Here is a 17,536-nt window from a genome sequence, read left to right on the forward strand (position 1 = left end):
TCGCACGACCGCTTCGCTGTCTCGCACGACCACTTCGCTGTCTCGCACGACCACTTCGCTGTCTCGCACGACGGAACGCTCCAGATCGGCGTCGGCGAGACCGCAGCCGTCGGCACTCGTGCAACCGCGAGTCACTTTTTGCGGCGGGCGCGGAGGAAGCTGACGACCTCCGCGGAGTCGTTCACCACGCGCGCGCTCACCTGCGGTTGTGTGAAGAACCAGCCGAAGGCGCGGATCTGGTTCGTCTCGGTTCCGGCGAAGGGCGTCGACAGATCGAAGTCGGCATTCTGGTAGGCCTCCGGAGCGTCCACGACGCTCACACCGAAGGTGTTCTCGGCACGACGAAGCGCGGGACCCGCAGCGTGACAAGAGGCGCAGCTCGTTGTCTCGACGTCACGAGTCTTTGGATTCTCGATCCGGAGCGCTGCACGAGCGCCGCTGTCGAGATCAGCTTGTGCAGGGCGCACTCCGTCCGCCCCGACGAACAAGCCATGGATATCGTCGTCGGTGGCAGCTGCCGGGAGAATCGTCTCCGGACGCGACCCGACGAACTCTTGACTTGCAATGCCAGCCTTCGCGATGTCGATGGGGCTGGTCGTGCCTTTGGCCGCGTCCGAGACTTCGAATCCCTCGAAACGCCACTGGAACCCAGCCTGGACGACCGACATCGTGGTCACGCGCACGAGGCGAGCCGCACCGATGCGTGCGAAGACGGCTTTCCGCAATCCATCGGTGAAGGGCCCGCCGTTCGTCTCCGCCGCGAGCGCGGGATGGACGCCGAGAGGCTTCCGCGTGCTGTTCACGCCCGCCTGCTTCTTGAGATCGAGAAGCTGGGCGACGAGAGCATCGAGCTCGGAGGTGGGCAGTTCATAAAACACATGCACCGCGGCGTCCTCGGCGGAGACTTTCGCGCCGTCGGAGACGAGCTGCAGGACGAGGCGCACCTGCGCGCGACAGCCATCGGGCGCGAGCGCGATCGATGGGAAGCAAGGGTCGAGGCGCATGGCGACGACCCGGAGGGTGTCGAGACTTCCAGGAGGGCCACCGCGGGTCGGCAGGAGCGGCGGAAGCTTCGCGAGAATCGCCGGCGGAAGCAGTGCGCCATACGCCGCCTCGTCGCTAGCCTTCCACATGCGGTTCTCGGTCGTCGAAAGCGGAAAAAGCACGGACACGTCGGAGAGATCGAGATCCCCCGGGTCGCCCGGATTCACCGGATCGGGCGTGCCGCCATCAGCGGACGGCGTGATCGGATCGGGCTGCGCTGCTCCTGATTCATCGGACGTGCTCGTGGCAGACGGGCTGGAACAGGCGACGACCGACGCGAGCGCGACGAAGGCGAGCACGCTGAAGGATGACGACAACGGCACAAGAGAAGAACGGGAGGGCATGATCGCGGCGCCCATCGCAAATGACGTACCCGCCCGGCCCTCTGAGAACCATTGAAGTTCTCCTCGCCCGCCCCTTGCCAGGGTGTGCCATGACGTGACCGGCGTGTCTCGCTGTACCCGACATCAACGGGCACGTCGCGTTTGCCGGGCGATCCTGTGGGCGCGCTGATCATGGGCGGGCGACGACGGCGATGTCAGCAACGCTTGTGCAGTCGCACGGAGCGTCGGCGAGCCGCTAGTCTTTGGGCATGAAGCGAACACGCGGATCGCTGGGCGGCGTCGGACGGATCGTCGGGACGGTGGGCTTCACCATCGCCGCATTCGGGGCGGCTTTCGCCTGCGGGAGCAGCGCGGACGACGACGCTGGCGGCCCGGGTACGAACGGTTCGACAGACCCGCGCCAAGGCACGGTCCTCGAGGACGGGGCGGTGGCCCCGACGTCGGCTTGTCCGTCGGAGAACGGGACGGCGCCCGTCCAGAAGCCGACCTTCGTCCGGAACGTGAAGACGCAAGAGACGGGCTGGTTCGCATCGCCCGCAGTCGTCGACCTCGATGGCGACGGGAAGCCGGAGATCATCGCGGCGCTCTACAGCACGCTCGTGTTCGACGGCAGCGGAAAGCAGCTGGCGAAAGGAACGTCGACGAAAGGCCGCGTGTATGCGCCGCACGTCGTTGCCGATCTCGATGGAGACGGCAAGCCGGAGATCGTCGTCGGTGGCAACGAGGGAACCGTCGCCGCGTACGAGTATACGAACGGTGCGCTCCAGCCGAAATGGATGGCGAGCACGACCAGTGGAGGCCAAAGCCCCGAGGCGCGCGGCATGGCCGCCGGAGATCTCGACGGTGACGGCAAGCTCGAGATCGTCGTCACGACGACGAACACCTCCAACACGGGCTCGCAGGTCTTCGTCTTCGAAGGGAGTGACGGCAAGCTGTTCGCGCCCGCCGGAAAGACGGGATCGTGGCCTCGCTACAACCAGCTCGCGCCAGGCGACAAGGACTGGAACGGCGTCGGCAATCACGGCTACGGCTGCTACGGCGAGAACGTCGGCATCGGCAACATGGACGACGATCCCGATCTCGAGATCGTCGTGACCTACGACAATCACCAGATCAACGTCTTCGACCCCGACGGCGAGAGCTTGCTCGCGTCCGATTGGTACACGAACCCACTGACCGACCAGCTCGGCAAGCGCATGGGATGGGGCCAGTTCATCCGGTGGGCTGACCCTGTGATCGAGGACAATCATTACCACGGGCACCTCGATCCCTGGCCCGAGGTGACGAAGACGATGTGGCTGCAGTGGACGGCTTCGCCGCCGAACGTCGTCGACATCGACGGCGATGGGAAGAACGAGGTCGTCGGGATCCCCAACGCGGAGATGAAGGAGCCGTACGAGACGCAAGGCTACGCGTTCATGGTCCTCGAGAGCGCGCAGGGCGGAGGCGCGCGATCCGCGCGGCGCAAGGCAGGCTTCGAGACGCTTCCGATGAGCGACAAGCCCGCGGTCCGCGCGGACGACGACTATTACCCGCCGAGCGGGATTCCGGCGCCGACGACCGTGAACATCGTGGGCGACGCACGCCCCGAGATCGTCGCGCCGATCAACGATGGCTACGTCTACGCAATCGGTCCGGACGGCACGCGCTTGTGGCGCTACGACTTCGCCCAGGGCAAGGCCAAGACCTTCGCCTCGGAGGTCGCGGTGGCGGATCTGAACAAGGACGGAACGCCGGAGCTGGTCTTCGGCGTCTACTCGCTCGACGCGAACGGCGGACGGCTCGTGGTGCTCGCCAACACCGGAAGTCTGCTCTTCGACGTTCCGCTTCCCGATCAGGGAACCAACGGCAACGGCATCGGAGTGCCGGCGTCACCGACCATCGCCGATCTCGACGGCGACGGTCAGCTCGAGATCCTGGTGCAGACGTTCGATCACGGCATCGACGTCTTCACCGTCCCCGGTTCGGGAACGGCCTGCACGCCTTGGCCTACGGGTCGCGGCTCGTACCTGCGCGCCGGCCACCCGGAGACTCCCGCGCCGAAGCGCCCCTGAGTATCGCTGAGTTTTGGATTCGAAACTCGGTCAGCGGCGTCTCTGCTCGAGCGCCTGGACGTCGGCAACCTCTTGCGCACGTCCGATGCGCGCTTGCTCTTCAAGAGAGCCGAAAGCCCGATAACAGGAATCTTGCGACCTTCGATCTCGACGCTCGCGTCTTCGGCAACAGCCTCGTCGAATGCGATTCCGGTAGCTCGATCACGTCTAGCGCCTCGGAACGAAACGGACGGGAATCTCGTGCCTGGCGTACGTTGGGAGCGGCGCCCCGGTCGCTGACCAGCTCTCACGCGAAAGCGCGGTAAGGAGCGTGATAGCGCCTTCCCCGTCGATGGGGTCGAGATCGTCTTCGACGCGGTGGAGGCGCGTCTTGCGGACGGTTGCAAGGTGACGTCGCGCTGCCGCACGCGCTGCCCTGTCTTCCGCGCTCATAGGAATCATACCTCATCCCCACGATGGTGCGAGCTCGTGCACAGGGACCAGGCGCACCAAGCATGGAGTGAAAAGGGCCGCCACGGCGGATCGCGGCAGCCCTTCTCACGAGAGAGCGACTAGCGGCTCAGGCGTAGTCTTCGATCGGGATGCAGGCGCAAATGAGCTTGCGGTCGCCGAGCGCGTTGTTCAGACGGCCGACGGCCGGCCAGAACTTGCGGTCGCGCGTCCAGGCTGCCGGGAAGGCGGCGACCTCGCGCGAGTAGGCGTGGGTCCACTCGTTCGAGACGCAAACCTCGATGGTGTGCGGCGCGTGCTTGAGCGGGTTGTCCTCGCGCGACCAGCGGCTCTCCTCGATGGCGCGGATCTCTTCGCGGATCGCGATCATCGCATCGCAGAAGCGATCGATCTCGGCGAGCGACTCGCTCTCCGTCGGCTCGATCATGAGCGTGCCCGCGATGGGGAACGACATGGTCGGGGCGTGGAAGCCGTAGTCCATGAGGCGCTTGGCAACGTCGTCGACCTCGATGCCCGCCGTCTTCTTGAACTGGCGAACGTCGACGATGCACTCGTGAGCAACGCGGCCCTTGGTGCCCTGGTAGACGATCGGGAAGTGCGGTCCGAGGCGATGCGCGATGTAGTTCGCGTTGAGGATGGCGTGCTTGGTCGCCTCCGTCAGGCCAGCGCCGCCCATCATCTGGATGTACGCCCAGGAGATGAGGAGGATGCTCGCCGAACCCCAGGGCGCCGCCGAGACGGGGCCGACCGGCGTCGAGCCGCTCGGCTCCACGACGGGCTTGGCGGGCAGGAACTTCGCGAGGTGCGCCGCGACGCCGATGGGGCCCATGCCCGGGCCGCCGCCGCCGTGCGGGATGCAGAACGTCTTGTGCAGGTTGAGGTGGCAGACGTCCGCGCCGATGTCCGCGGGGCGGCAGAGGCCGACCTGCGCGTTCATGTTCGCGCCGTCCATGTACACCTGACCGCCGTTCTCGTGGACGATCTGGCAGATGCGCTTAATCGACTCCTCGAACACGCCGTGCGTCGAGGGGTACGTGACCATGAGCGCGGAGAGATTGGCAGCGTGGAGCTTGGCCTTCTCCTCGAGATCGGCGACGTCGATGTTGCCCTTGTCGTCCGTCTTCGTGACGACGACTTCCATGCCGGCCATGACGGCCGACGCGGGGTTCGTGCCGTGGGCCGACGACGGGATGAGGCAGATCTTGCGGTGACTTTCGCCGCGTGACTCGTGGTACGCCTTGATGGCGAGGAGGCCCGCGTACTCACCCTGCGCGCCGGCGTTCGGCTGGAGCGAGATCGCCGGGAAGCCGGTGACTTCGCCGAGCGCCTTCTCGAGTTCCGAGAAGAGCTGCGCGTAGCCCTTCGCCTGCGCGAGCGGGACGAACGGGTGGATGCTGTTCCACTGCGGCTCCGTGATCGGCATCATTTCCGCCGTCGCGTTGAGCTTCATGGTGCACGAGCCGAGCGGGATCATCGAGTGCGCGAGCGAGAGGTCGCGACCTTCGAGCTTGCGCATGTAGCGCAGCATCTCGGTCTCCGAGTGGTGCGCGCTGAAGACCGGATGCGTGAGGTATGCACTCGAACGCTGGAGGTCCTTCGGAATCGCGTTGCTCGAGCCCTCCGCGATCGTCTCCGAGTCCTCGATCTTGCGGCCCGGCACGAAGACCGAGAGGAGCTCCGCCACGTGACGCAGCGAGGTGGTCTCGTCGAGCGCGATGGTGAGGCTCGTGGCCGAGTAGCGACGTAGGTTGATGCGCTTCGCCGCGGCGGCGTCGAACCAGCCGTTGATCTCGCTCTCGGTGCCTTCGACGCGAACCGTATCGAAGAACGCGTCGTGCGCGACCTTCACGCCGCCCTTGGCGAGGCCGTCACGAAGCGCGCAGGTGGCGCCGTGGACCGCGCCGGCGATCGCGCGGATGCCCTTGGGGCCGTGGTAGACCGCGTACATGCTCGCGACGACCGCGAGGAGCGCCTGCGCCGTGCAGATGTTGCTGGTCGCGCGCTCGCGGCGGATGTGCTGCTCGCGCGTCTGGAGCGCCATGCGGAGCGCCGGCTTCTTGTTGGCGTCTTCGCTGACGCCGATGATGCGGCCGGGGAGCTTGCGGACGTACTCGTTCTTGCAGGCGAAGTATGCGGCGTGCGGACCGCCGTAGCCGAGCGGAACGCCGAAGCGCTGCGTGCTGCCGACGGCGACGTCGGCGCCGAACTCACCCGGGGGAACGAGGAGTGCGAGCGAGAGGATGTCGGCCGCGACGACGAAGATGGCGTCGGCCGCGTGAACCTTGTCGCCGAAGGAGGCGTAGTTGCAGACCTCGCCGTCCGTCGTGGGGTACTGGACGAGCGCGCCAAACGCCTTGATGGCCGCGAGATCGACCTTGCGGTGATCGCCGACGACGATGTTGATGCCGAGGGCCTCGGCGCGCGTCTTGATGACGTCGATCGTCTGCGGGTGGCAGTGCTCGGAGACGAAGAAGGTCTTCTTCTCGTCGCTGCCCTTGAACTCGTTCGCGAGGTGCATCGCCTCGGCCGCCGCGGTGCCCTCGTCGAGGAGCGACGCGTTCGCGACGGGCAGACCGGTCAGGTCGATGACCGCGGTCTGGAAGTTGAGGAGCGCCTCGAGGCGGCCCTGGGCGATCTCCGCCTGGTACGGCGTGTACTGCGTGTACCAACCCGGGTTCTGGATGATGTTGCGGAGGATCACCGGCGGGGTGATCGTGTCCGAGTAACCCATTCCGAGGTACGAGCGGAACAGCTCGTTCTTGGCGCCGAGCTCACGGGCGCGCTCGAGAAGCGCGGCCTCGGTCAGGCCCTGCGGAAGGTCGAGCGGGCGCTCGAGCCGGATCGACGACGGGACCGTTTGCTCGACGAGCGCGTCCAGCGTGGGGACGCCGAGCGCGGAAAGCATGCGAGCCTGCTCTTCAGGGCTCGGACCGATGTGACGGCGAACGAACGACTCGTGCTGCTCGAGATGAGTGGCCATATGGGGTGCCGCTCGTTTACCGCAGCTTCCCCTCGCCTTCCAGAGGCCGTCCGCTTCCTCTTGAGCGTTCTACTGAGCCACCACAACCGTTGGTGATGGCTCAGCTTTTCCAGAGGTACGCGAGTGTCAGAATCGTCGCGCTCGAAGCTCGCTCTCGAGGCTCGTTCTCGAGCGCTTCATGACGCGCGACGTCGACCGCAAAACGATCGAAAAGGGCGCGCCAATCACATCCGCGTGACGCGCACGAATCAGAAGCCGGCTCAGAACCCGCCGGGGGGCGCGCCTTCGGCGTCGCCGCCGATCGACTTGAGGTCGGGCTGCATGCGCGCCTGCTTCACGTTGTGCCAGTCGGCGCCGATCTCTTCGTCGTTGAGGCCGTACTCGCCGTCGAGGACCGCGTGGCCTTCGGGGTCGAGCTTGTAGGCGAAGTAGCCCTTGCCGTGCGTGGTGGCGCTCGCACCGATCATTCCGATCTTGTGCTCCTTCCACGTGAAGTGAACGACGTTGCCGGTCACGGTCCCGCTGAGCTCACCCCAGTGGCTCTGGTCCGCGCGCTTCCAGCGACCGACGACGTTGTTCCCCTCCTCGATGAGGTGGAGGTAGCCGTAGACCGGGTGGAAGTAGACGCCGTTCCACGCCTCGTTCTCGGGCATCGGCCCGGACTTCACGTTCGCCGACTTGGCGCCGCCTCCGTCACCGCAAGCGGTCACGGCGAAGGCCGACGCGGCCGACGAAACAACGACAACGGCAGCAACAGCAGCGCGAGAAAAGCGGGAGAATCGGGCGAGCATCATGTTCGAGGGGAGGATACTACACGCATCGGCGCCTGGTGAAGTCGCCGATGCCGTCTCGCGCGCTGGCCCGCATCAGCGCTTCGTGAAGGTGAAAACTTCCTTCGTGGAGGGATTCGTCAGAATCAGCTGCGTATCGCTGGCCGTATAGCCGTCCGAGGTCATGAGCCCCGCCGTAGGGCAGGTGTTGGTCAGCACGATGGTCGAGCCGCTCACCGTGTACGACTGCGTCGACCGCGTCTCGACGGCGTTCGACGTCTGGTGCCGGGTCGAGAGAACCTGCTGGATGACGCCCGCCGTGACGTTGATGGACGACCGCAGGCTCACGCCGGTTGGGGCGGCGACTCCGCCGAGGCCGACGAACACGTCCGCCTGCGTCAGGTCGTAGTTGCCGTCCACGATCGTCCCGCCGTTGCTGGGAAGCGGATCGCCGAGCTGCCCATTCTGGTCGACGAGCAGGCCGTTGTTGGCGATGTCGTTGCAGGCGCCGGCGTCCCCAGCGTCAGGCGTCGAGGCTTCCCGGGTGGACGCGTCGCCCCCGGCGCCCGCCGCGCCGTTGCCGACGCCGGGTTGGACGGGAGAGTCGCCGGCAGGCGGCGGGCGCGAGGTGTCGCTCGAACACGCGATGAGAACCGACAGCACCCCCGCGCCGAGAAGCGCCACGACTCGCGAAACCATGGCGCCAAGCTAGCGCGAGAGGAGGGGGCGGGCCAAAACGCCGTCAGCCCGCGTCGTTTTTCGCAGCATCGTGCGATCGACGAAGCCCGACCTTGCGTCGCCGTTCAGAGCCGCAGGTCGTCGAAATGCGTCGCGAACACGCGCGGCTTCGTAGGCAACGCGCGCGCTACGGGTGCGCGCCCTGGTTTTCGGCCTGATCGTAGATGCGAATGCGGTCGACAACGACCTTCTGGAGGCGGTCCTTGTCGTCGGGTGAAGCGGGCGTCGCGAAGGCCCAGCTGTAGTCGGCGGGGAACGCCGCGCGAACGCGCACGCGACCGTGGTCCGGAAATGCGCTCTCGTCGTTGATGAGCGCTTCGAGCGGTCGCTTGAGATCGCCGGCGTGCTGGTGACACCCCATGCAGTTCGTCTGGGCGTTGTGGTCACCCTTCTCGATGAACGCATTCGACGTCCACGTGCGAGGACCGTGGACCGCGGCGAGCGCGTCGCCCAGAGTTCCGTCGAAGCCGCCGCGAGGATCGGGGTCGCGCTCGTCGAAGTCCGTCACGACGGACATCTTGTAGTGCCCCCAAGGATTGCCGAGCGCGCGGATCTCTTCGGGCCGATCCTGACCGAAGTCGTCATCTCCGTTCGGCGACCACCACATGGTCACCCACACCCAGTGACGAAGCTCCTTGGTGATGACGTGCAGGCCGACGAGCGAATACCCCTCGCCACCTTCGAGCTTCACCGTGTACGCATCCTCGGATCCGGCCTTCCGAAGCGGCACGCCCGAGCGCGGCCAACCGCCGTTGTCGAGCAGGCCGGCCACGCGCTGTTTCAACATGTCGGCCGACGTATCGTGCACGGGCAGCCCCACGTCGACGAGCTCGTCGTTACGGCGCCACGAAGCCTTGATGACCGCTGCCTCAGCCGGGAACTCGCTCGAAAAGCAGTTGGTGAAGTTCTCCGCCGACACGGGCGGCGTCGCGAACTCGAGGCTCTCGAGCTTGCCGTCACACGCCGCCGTCGCCGCGTAGTCTTCGAGGAAGTGGCGAATGTACCCCGGGCTGTACGACACGCGGGCGTTGCCACCTAGGCCGTCGACCCCTTCCTGATCGGCGACCTTCGCGATGCGTGCGAAGTAATCCGCTTCGGTGCTCGCGCCGAGCGAGGTCTCGTTCCACGCGAAGATGGCGTCGAGCTCGCTCTTGGTCGGCGCGGCGCGCATCTGACGGCGCTCTTCGCCGAGATCGCCATAGAGCTTGGCGAACATGCGAGAGAACTCGTCGCCACCGAGCCAGGTGCGGAAGAGCGGGACGGTCTTCGTCGTGGAGTGCGCCGTGAGGGCGTCCTCGGCGACCTTCACCGGCTTCAGCACCTTGCCGAGCACCCGCCAACCGAGCTCGCGCCGCGCCTTCTTCGACGTGGCGAAGCGCGCCTCGTCATCGAGCGTGTAATGGTCTGGTACGTAGGCCTGCGCCTTTCCGAGCGCCCGCCGTTCGAGCTCGCGAATGGCGGGTTGCGCGGAGTCGGTATTCTCCGAATCACGAGCCGCGCAGCCGGCGCCGATCGCGAGAGCGGCGAAGAGCAATGCCCCATGGACGACGGTTCGGCGGCGCATGTCGTTCGTCGGCTTTCGTTCAGGGCGTGGGCGTCGCCTCGGACTGGCGCACGGCCCAGTCCGAACCGACCACGTAGTACTTGCTCGTGTTGTGATCGACGACGAGGAAGTAGAGCCAGCCGTCGGAGCGGAAGTGCGGGTAGAGCGCGAACTGGCCCGGGTTCAGCTTCGCGACCTTCACCTTGCGGCCGGTGACGAAGTCCGCAACCCAGACGTCGCTCGAGCCCTTGTCCTTGTACGCCTCGACGTCGTCGCCCTCGTAGTCGCTCGGCTCGTTGTAGTGATGCGTGGCGAGGAAGCGCTCGTCGAACGAGAAGTTCGCCTTGTTGCCCGCCATGCACACGCTGCCGAGGGGAGAGAGCGTGAAGTGGTACTTGCCGTCACGCACCATCGAGTCGAGGCTCTCGATCGCGTAGCCAAGCGACTTCGTCTCGCCCGCAAGGCGGCTGCCGATGATCTTGCCCGAGCGAGCCATCATCGTGTCACCACGATACGGCGTCGGGATCTCGGCGGGTTCGCCCTGGACCTTGTAGCCCTCTTCGACGTCGTTCCCGAGCGCGATGGCCGTGTAGATCTTGATGGCCGAATCGCCACCGGCGCGGGGCTGCGTGTCGCGCGCCGTCGCGCTGTACTGGCCGGAGTCTCCCGCCCAAACGCTGTAGAGAATGAAGCGGTCGCTGATCGAGTTGTCGCCGAGCTTCTGGCCAACGGTCTGGTAGAGCCCCGAAGCCGTGCTGAGGCTCGAGCACTCCGGCTCGGAGAAGTTCACGCGCTCGGTCGTCGGCTTCTCGAGCAGGCTCTGGGCGCAGAACTTCGTTCCGCCCTGGAACATGAACGCCTTGTTGTCCGGGAAGAAGTCCGGGTCGTAGTTCGCTTCGAGGCCGACGTCGCGGTCCTTGCCGTCGAGCGTTGCCTGGAGGTCGATCGCTTGCGCGCCGCCGATCTGTCCGCCACCGGTTGCCGCAAAGCGGCCGTCGGCCGAAGAGCGCAGCCAGAACGAGTTCGGAAACGTGAGCGCCCGGAGAATGCGCACTGTCGACCGGTCCTGCGCCCAGCCCTTCGCGAAGTCGGTCTCCTCCGACGAGGGGAAGACGTCTCTGCCCTCACGCTGCTGCGTGAAGCACTTCGTCGGACTCGCTTCCTGGTCGGGCGTCGGGCACGCGAACATGGCGAGCTTGCGCGCTCGGTTCTGAGCCGCCCAGTTCGACGACTTGACCGCGATCGCGTGCCCCCTGAGCGGCTCGAAGTTGTCGACGCACGTGGTCGGGCGGTTCTCCTGGATGATCTCATCCAGCTTGGGCATGCCCTTCTTGAACCAGGTGAGGATCACCTCGTACTGGCTGGCCGTCAGGCGCGGATAGTCCGGCAGGACGGGCATCAGCATTTCTTTGCGGAACTCTTTGTAGAGGTCGTCTTGTCCGTCGAAGACCTCGGCGAGCGCCTTGCCCTGCGCGTAGGCCTCGGGATGACGGGTCGGGTTCACGTTCGCGCCGAGCGAGAGGTGCGCGCCGGCGGCCATGATGCCCATGCGCTCGGGCGTGAACCCGGTTCGCGGGTCGTTCGGGTTCTGGCGGAAGTAGTTGATCTTGTCTTCGCGCGTATGGTTGCCCGCGAGGTACTCCATCGCCGCATCGAACTGCCCTTTCCACTGCTTGAGCGTGAGGGGGTTGATGCTGTGGCAGCCGGTGAAGCTGCACCCGTTCTGATCGTTCGACTCGCGCTGAACCTGCTTGGCCCCCATGATCTTGAGGGCCTCGGTCGCCAGTTCGTCCTCCGACAGGTTGCTCGCGCTCGTCTCCCCCTCTTCGGCGGGCGTCGAGGAGCAGGCAACGACGCCGACGGATGCAGAGGCGCCCGAGACGAGCACCGAGAGGAAGAGGGCAGTTCCCGTCTTGGACATGGCAGGACGGTGCGCAGTGCACCGGTCGTGCCATTGGAGCCGATGTAGGCCTGGCCAATTATCCGTGGTTTAAGGGCATTCGAAACGATCAGGCAACGAATCCGAGGGAAAACTGATCCAGTTCCGATGGATGAGTTTCGACCAACCGAACCGACGATTTCACGCCAACTCGCTGGGGATCTTGCCTGGCACACCAGGTGCACACGGCGACCTACATGGTCCCTAGGTCGGTCCGCTCGTTCGGCCTCCTCCTCTCGCTCTGCGCCGCCGGTTCCGCCGCGGCTCTGGCGAACTGCAGTGCCCCCGCAGAAGAAGAGGAGTCCCTCAGCGCCGACGCCGTGATCGGCGTGAACAACGCGCTCGGCCTCTCGCTCGTCTACGACGAGGAATCCGGCAAGGTCCACGCAACCCTGCGCGACGCCCTCGACCCACGCGACCGCCTCTACATCCGCGTTCGCCGCGGGACGATCAGCCACGAATCCCAGGACAAGCTCGATTGCAGTGAGCTGTCGCGCGCCACGCCCATCCCGCGTCGCGGCGAGAGCCTCGGCCAGAAGACCCTCTACCAGGGCCCGGCCGTCAGCCGCGAGCTCGTCGACCTCATCGAGATCTACAACGACGCGCGCTGGTACGGCGGCCACGAGACCGCGGAGATGCAGGCCGAGGTCGACAAGGGCCCCGATCCGATCGTCGAGGCGTGCATCGTCCGCAACGGAAAGCCGCGCGCGAAGCTCCTCACGAACCTCGCCTACGCGTGGGACCGCGGGCATCAGCTCGCTCGCCAGCTCGGACTCTCGCCCGGTCAGGGCCTCGCCCCGAGCTCCCGCATGCGCGGGGGCCTGCACTTCGCCGACACCGACGCGGGCTTGAGCGGCGACGGCGGAGCGACCGAAGACGCCGGTACGACCGAGGACGCCGGAGCGGATGCGGGCGCGCCCGTCCTTCGCGAGGGCGATCGCTACAGCACGATCGACTACGCCAACCTCTGCGTCCAGGAGCTCGGCGAGATCCCGTTCTTCAAGAAGCTGGCCGACGGCAAATACGACTCGTTCGATTGCCGCGATGCCGTCGGAACGAACGCCGACGGTGTCTCGCAAGGGGCCATCGACGGCGTCGAGAACCGCATGATCCCGCTCTCGGTCGACGACCGCGAGCAGACGGAGTGCAGCGAGGGACGTCGCTCCGAACGCAGCTACGACTGCGTCGACAAGTGTGATCGCGGCATGTACCTCACAGCATCGTCGCACACGGGCCTCGGCCGATCGGCGGCTTGCCAACCCGGCGTCACCGTCACCACCGCGAAGAACGACCGGGGCACGCACTGGGTGCTCCTCTGCCGCAAGGTCGACAACGGCAACGGCGAGTCGATGACCAAGACGAAGGTCTTCAACGACATCGCCATCATCGGAAACAACCCCGAGACGGGCAAAACCTGCTTCTTCCAGAACAAGGAGAACGTCGGCAACGACGGCGCGCGCGTCGTCCACCCTGCCGACGTCAGCCGCTCGAGCGCCATCTGGCCCGCGTCACCGTCGAGTTACTGCACCGGCAACTGCCACGCGGCCGACGCCTTCGTGCACTCGCCGTGGATCGATCAGGCCAAGCGCCGCGATGGCCACACGATCGTTCCGAAGATGGGCGAGCTCTCGGACTACCCCATCAGCGATCTCACGCGACCGTACTATCTGATCAACGGCGAGGCGCAGGGCTTCACGGTGCCCAAGCAACTCGTCAGCGAAGAGGTCGCCCCCTGCACCACCTGTCACCGCGTGGCCGGTGCGGCGTTCGCCGAGTTCGCCGAGTGGGCGACGGGCACGGGTGATCCGTACTTCAACAAGATCACCGAGTCGCACAAGTCCTTCCCGAACGCGTACTGGATGCCTCCGCGCCTCGACGGATTGAACGCCGAGAACTTCGCCAGCTCGAACTTCGGCAAGGCGGTCACTCACATCCGCAAGTGCATGGACAACAACTCGGCCGAGGGCTGCGAGTTCGCCGACATCCCGCGGCGTTGAACGCGGCGAACGAGTCCGTCCGTCAGGGGGTACGCTTGCGGGCCTCGGGGCCGATCTCGAGCTCCTTGTCCCAGCAGCGTACCTTCGCGAGCTTGTCGGACTTCGAAGCCACCGAGAACGTGAGCTTGTCCTTCGCCTTCGCGGCGACGGTCAGCTCGCTCGGCGCGTGGTGCGGCTTGAGCACGAAGCCCTCGTTGTCGAGCGCCATCACCTCGAGCTTCGTGATGCGCATCGGCTTGTCCGAGGTGTTCTCGAACGCCAAGGTGATGGTGGCGTCCGAGCCGTTGGCCTCGGAGCTGATCGCATAGACGCTCACACCGCCCTTGGCGGCGAGATCTGCGGCGTTCGACACGATGGTCGCGCCGTCGAGCGATTCGCCGGACTTGCGGCCTTTCTCGACGCCGTCTTCGATGCCCTTGGTCGTCTCTTTGGCGACGGAGATCGACTTCTCGGTGATGGTCGACGCCGTGTCTTTGCAGCCGACGACGAGCGACGAAAGAACGACGCAGCCAAGCCCAAAAGAAACGATGCCAAACGCGACAGTGCCGAAGGGGCGACGCATGGCGGAAGTAGGCCTGTGCACGCCCCGCGCGTCAAGGCCATGACCATGCGCTAGGCTTCGGGCATGCCGTCCGTCGCTGTCGTCGCACGCTTCGCTGTTTATGCGAGCTCGCTTTCGGTCCTGCTTGCGGCGTGCGCAGGGCGAACGAACTCGTCGTCGAACGACGGCAAGACGTCCGGTGCGTCGACGCTCCTGTGTCCAGCGAGTGCCTGCGATGGTCAGACGACGCCACCGCACCAATGCGTGGGCGGTGTGGCCTCTCCCGTGTGCGCTCAGCAGGCGGACGGCTCGTGTCGCAAGCAGATCGACTGCGCCAAGCCCGATCCGAACGCGCCGGGGAATTCAGGGAGCGTTTCGTCGTGCCCGGAGGGAGCATGCGGCCCCCAGCCGTCGTTCGATCCTGCGGATTGTGTCTATGGCTTCGCGTCGAACACACCGTCTTGCGAAGCGCATGACCGAAGCGTGTGCACCTGGCATCAGCGCTGCCGGCCGAAGCCTTGCTCGATCGAGGAAGGCACGTGCAACGTGGTCGACCGCTCACGCCTCGGCGCGTCGTGCGGCTTGAACGAGCCTTGCCCTTCGGGTTCGAGCTGCGTGGGGTTCAACGTTGGTATCGGCGACTCGATTGCGCCCGTCTGCGTCGAGGGCAATCCGTGCGCGCTCATGACGTGCGCCGAGGGCAAGCAGTGCGCGATCCTCGAGAGCTATCCCGGCCAGGTCGTCTGCTCGAACTAGCGAGGCTACCAGCGTCCGGCCGCGACGAGGCCCGTGCCGGTGGGGACAATCGCCACCCGGCGCGACGAGCTCGGTGAGCTGATCGCGAAGAGCACGGCTCCGCCGGCGATCAGCGCGCCACCGGCGACGAAGAACACCGTGCTTACCGTCGCGCGTGAGCTCGCGTCCTCACGAGCCGCGACGGCCTCCGCCGAGGTGTTCGGCAAACAGGTCCGCGGTGAGCCCGAGTACACACCGCAGAGTCCTTCGGCCTCGTCGTACTTGGACTTCGCGGAGAGGCCGAACGCCGAGCCCGCGACGAGGCTCACCGCGCCGGTCCCTGCGAGAACCGCACCGACGACGCGTCCGGTGGTCCAGAAAGGCGCTGGCGTCGGCAACGGCGACGACGCTGGCGACGACGGCGACGACGACACGATGTTCGGCACCGGGTCGAGTACCGTGAGCGTCAGCTCGACCGAACTCGCCGCGACCTTGACGTTGTCTGTCTTCGACGCGAAGCCCGGCGCGCTCCACGCGACGCGATGCTCGCCGGGATCGACCGGCAAAGCGTGGTTCCACTCGGCGGATTGGAGCTCGGATCCGTCGAGCTCGACGTGGAGCTGCGGGATCGCCACCGCGGAAGGCACGTGCACGGTGATGCGAACGAGCTTCGGTTCGAGCTCCTTCACCGCGTTCGCCGCGCGCTCCGCCCAGTCGGCGCGTCCGCGCTTCGTCGCGAATGCCTCCGCCTCCTTGAAGGCCGCCCACGCGCTCGCCGTCTGCCCGTTCAGCTCGTAGCAGCTCGCGAGGTTGAGCAGCGTCGACGTCTTCGGATCGAGCCGCTGGCTTGCGGCGAACTTCGGACACGCCGTGGCGTATTTTCCGGCCCGAGACTCAGCCACCGCCTCGTCGAAGAGCACCTGGGCGCGCGCGGCGCCATCGGCCTGTGCCCAGGCGATCGACGGCACGAGGAGTGTAGCGGCGAAGACGAAGATGGCCCAGCGCACGTCAATCCGTCCTTCGGTCGATGAAGGGCCCCGTATTCGTCGGAGCAGGCGTCGCGCTCGCGCTCGGGGTGGCCGGTGTTCGTGTCGAAGGCACGCCACGCGGGGCCTTCCCTCGCTGCGATGACGGAGAGACCGCTACCACCAGTGTCACCGATGGCGTTGCCGGCGCCGTGGTCGTTGCCATCGTCACAACCGGCACTGTCTCCGAAGCAATCGGGACGCCTCCGGATGCGATGGTCGGCGGCGTGAACGTTAGGCTTCCGTCGGCGAGTGATGTCTCCGCTGGAGATGCCGGGTTCGACGAGCGCGTCACTCCGAGCGCGACGAGACCTCCGATCGAGGCAAGCAAGACGACAACACCGAAGGCGACCGGCCAGCGCACGAGCGAGACGCGCCCGGGTCGATTGCGCTGCGTCGCGGCGGCGGCCAAGTGTTCCGACGGCTCGGCGGCGACGGCAAGGCGCCCCGACTCCGGCGCAAACGAGTTACGCACCCTCATCGCGCGCTCTCGCCCCGACTGACCGGCAAACGGCGCGAGGCGATCGGAGAGGTCCGCCACGGACTGCGGGCGTGCGGCCGGAGCCTTCGAGAGGCATTGCACGATCAGGGCGGAGAGCTCGCGCGGAATGTCGGAACGTCGCTCGATCGGCGGCTCCGGTGGATCGAACATGACGGCATTCGCCAGGCCGAAGACATTCTCCCCCTGGAATGGCGGACGACCGCACAGCGCTTCGTAGAGGATGACGCCGAGGGACCACACGTCGGAGCGAGCATCGGCCGACTTCGACGATCGCAGCTGCTCCGGAGACATGTAGAGCGGCGAACCGAATGACGCCTCGGACTTCGTCAGCGCGTGATCGGGGTCGCCCGTTAGCTTCGAAATGCCGAAGTCGAGAACCTTCACCACGTCTTCGCCGCTCGCATCGCGCGCGAGGAACAAATTCGACGGCTTCAGGTCACGATGCACGATGCCCGCCCGGTGCGCCTCGGCGATCCCTTCGCACGCCTGCAGCAGCCAGCCCACCACGACGTCGATCGGGAGCGGCTTGCCCGCTTCGATCGCGGCATCGAGATCGCGTCCCTCGAGGAGGTCCATCACCAGGAACGGCCGCCCATCGTCGAGCTGCCCCATGTCGACGGTCTTGGCGATGTGATTGCTCTTCAATCGCGCCGTGACCCGCGCCTCTCGAAAGAAGCGGGCGATCGTCTCATCGTCGAGCTGCGCCGATGGCAGCAGGCACTTGATGGCGACCTGATGGCCGAGCATCAAATGCGTGGCGGCGACCACCACGCCCATCCCCCCGCGTCCGAGCACGCGCTCGACGCGGTATTTCCCGGCAAACACCTCACCGGGTTTGGGGTCAGACGCCTGGGAACGCACGGGCCTTCATCGT

At 66.3% G+C, this 17,536-nt stretch carries 12 protein-coding genes; 3 read left to right on the forward strand and 9 right to left on the reverse strand.

Annotation, left to right across the window (positions count from 1 at the left end):
• Positions 1–131: 131 nt before the first annotated feature.
• Positions 132–1,361, reverse strand: coding sequence for a hypothetical protein (locus tag AKJ09_RS52875; RefSeq protein ID WP_169927471.1), 1,230 nt, complete (start codon positions 1,359–1,361; stop codon positions 132–134).
• A 275-nt stretch (positions 1,362–1,636) separates the two neighbouring features.
• On the opposite strand from AKJ09_RS52875, the gene AKJ09_RS12025 reads away from it, so the two are divergent.
• A complete protein-coding gene (locus AKJ09_RS12025; protein ID WP_146647336.1) occupies positions 1,637–3,442 on the forward strand; it encodes an FG-GAP repeat domain-containing protein in 1,806 nt (601 codons plus the stop codon).
• 559 nt (positions 3,443–4,001) lie between these two features.
• Here AKJ09_RS12025 and gcvP read toward each other — a convergent pair.
• From gcvP to AKJ09_RS12050, 5 genes are all read right to left on the reverse strand, one after another.
• A complete protein-coding gene (gene gcvP / locus AKJ09_RS12030) occupies positions 4,002–6,872 on the reverse strand; it encodes an aminomethyl-transferring glycine dehydrogenase (protein ID WP_146647337.1) in 2,871 nt (956 codons plus the stop codon).
• A gap of 260 nt (positions 6,873–7,132) precedes the next feature.
• Entirely contained in the window at positions 7,133–7,666 is a 534-nt protein-coding gene (locus AKJ09_RS12035; protein WP_146647338.1) for a hypothetical protein, read from the reverse strand.
• Positions 7,667–7,738: 72 nt separating this feature from the next.
• Positions 7,739–8,341, reverse strand: coding sequence for a hypothetical protein (locus AKJ09_RS12040; protein WP_146647339.1), 603 nt, complete (start codon positions 8,339–8,341; stop codon positions 7,739–7,741).
• Between the two features lie 166 nt (positions 8,342–8,507).
• Positions 8,508–9,944: a hypothetical protein gene (locus AKJ09_RS12045; protein WP_146647340.1), complete on the reverse strand. Its 1,437-nt coding sequence runs from the start codon at positions 9,942–9,944 to the stop codon at positions 8,508–8,510.
• A 19-nt stretch (positions 9,945–9,963) separates the two neighbouring features.
• A complete protein-coding gene (locus AKJ09_RS12050) occupies positions 9,964–11,844 on the reverse strand; it encodes a hypothetical protein (protein ID WP_146647341.1) in 1,881 nt (626 codons plus the stop codon).
• Positions 11,845–12,059: 215 nt separating this feature from the next.
• Here AKJ09_RS12050 and AKJ09_RS12055 point away from each other — a divergent pair, with 215 nt between their 5' ends.
• Positions 12,060–13,859 carry a hypothetical protein gene (locus AKJ09_RS12055; protein ID WP_146647342.1) on the forward strand — a complete coding sequence of 600 codons (1,800 nt, stop codon included), beginning with the start codon at positions 12,060–12,062 and terminating at the stop codon, positions 13,857–13,859.
• A gap of 22 nt (positions 13,860–13,881) precedes the next feature.
• Here the strand turns inward: AKJ09_RS12055 and AKJ09_RS12060 are convergent, their stop codons facing one another.
• Positions 13,882–14,421: a hypothetical protein gene (locus AKJ09_RS12060; protein ID WP_146647343.1), complete on the reverse strand. Its 540-nt coding sequence runs from the start codon at positions 14,419–14,421 to the stop codon at positions 13,882–13,884.
• 63 nt (positions 14,422–14,484) lie between these two features.
• Between AKJ09_RS12060 and AKJ09_RS54775 the strand changes: the two genes are divergently transcribed.
• Complete coding sequence (locus AKJ09_RS54775; RefSeq protein WP_240488448.1) at positions 14,485–15,156, forward strand: hypothetical protein; 672 nt, start codon at positions 14,485–14,487, stop codon at positions 15,154–15,156.
• Between the two features lie 5 nt (positions 15,157–15,161).
• Here the strand turns inward: AKJ09_RS54775 and AKJ09_RS12070 are convergent, their stop codons facing one another.
• Together AKJ09_RS12070 and AKJ09_RS12075 are read right to left on the reverse strand one after the other, a co-directional pair.
• A complete protein-coding gene (locus AKJ09_RS12070; protein WP_146647344.1) occupies positions 15,162–16,142 on the reverse strand; it encodes a hypothetical protein in 981 nt (326 codons plus the stop codon).
• A 1-nt stretch (position 16,143) separates the two neighbouring features.
• A complete protein-coding gene (locus AKJ09_RS12075; protein WP_146647345.1) occupies positions 16,144–17,523 on the reverse strand; it encodes a serine/threonine-protein kinase in 1,380 nt (459 codons plus the stop codon).
• Positions 17,524–17,536: the final 13 nt, after the last annotated feature.

The sequence above is a fragment of the Labilithrix luteola genome (assembly GCF_001263205.1).
GTDB lineage: Bacteria > Myxococcota_A > Polyangia > Polyangiales > Polyangiaceae > Labilithrix > Labilithrix luteola.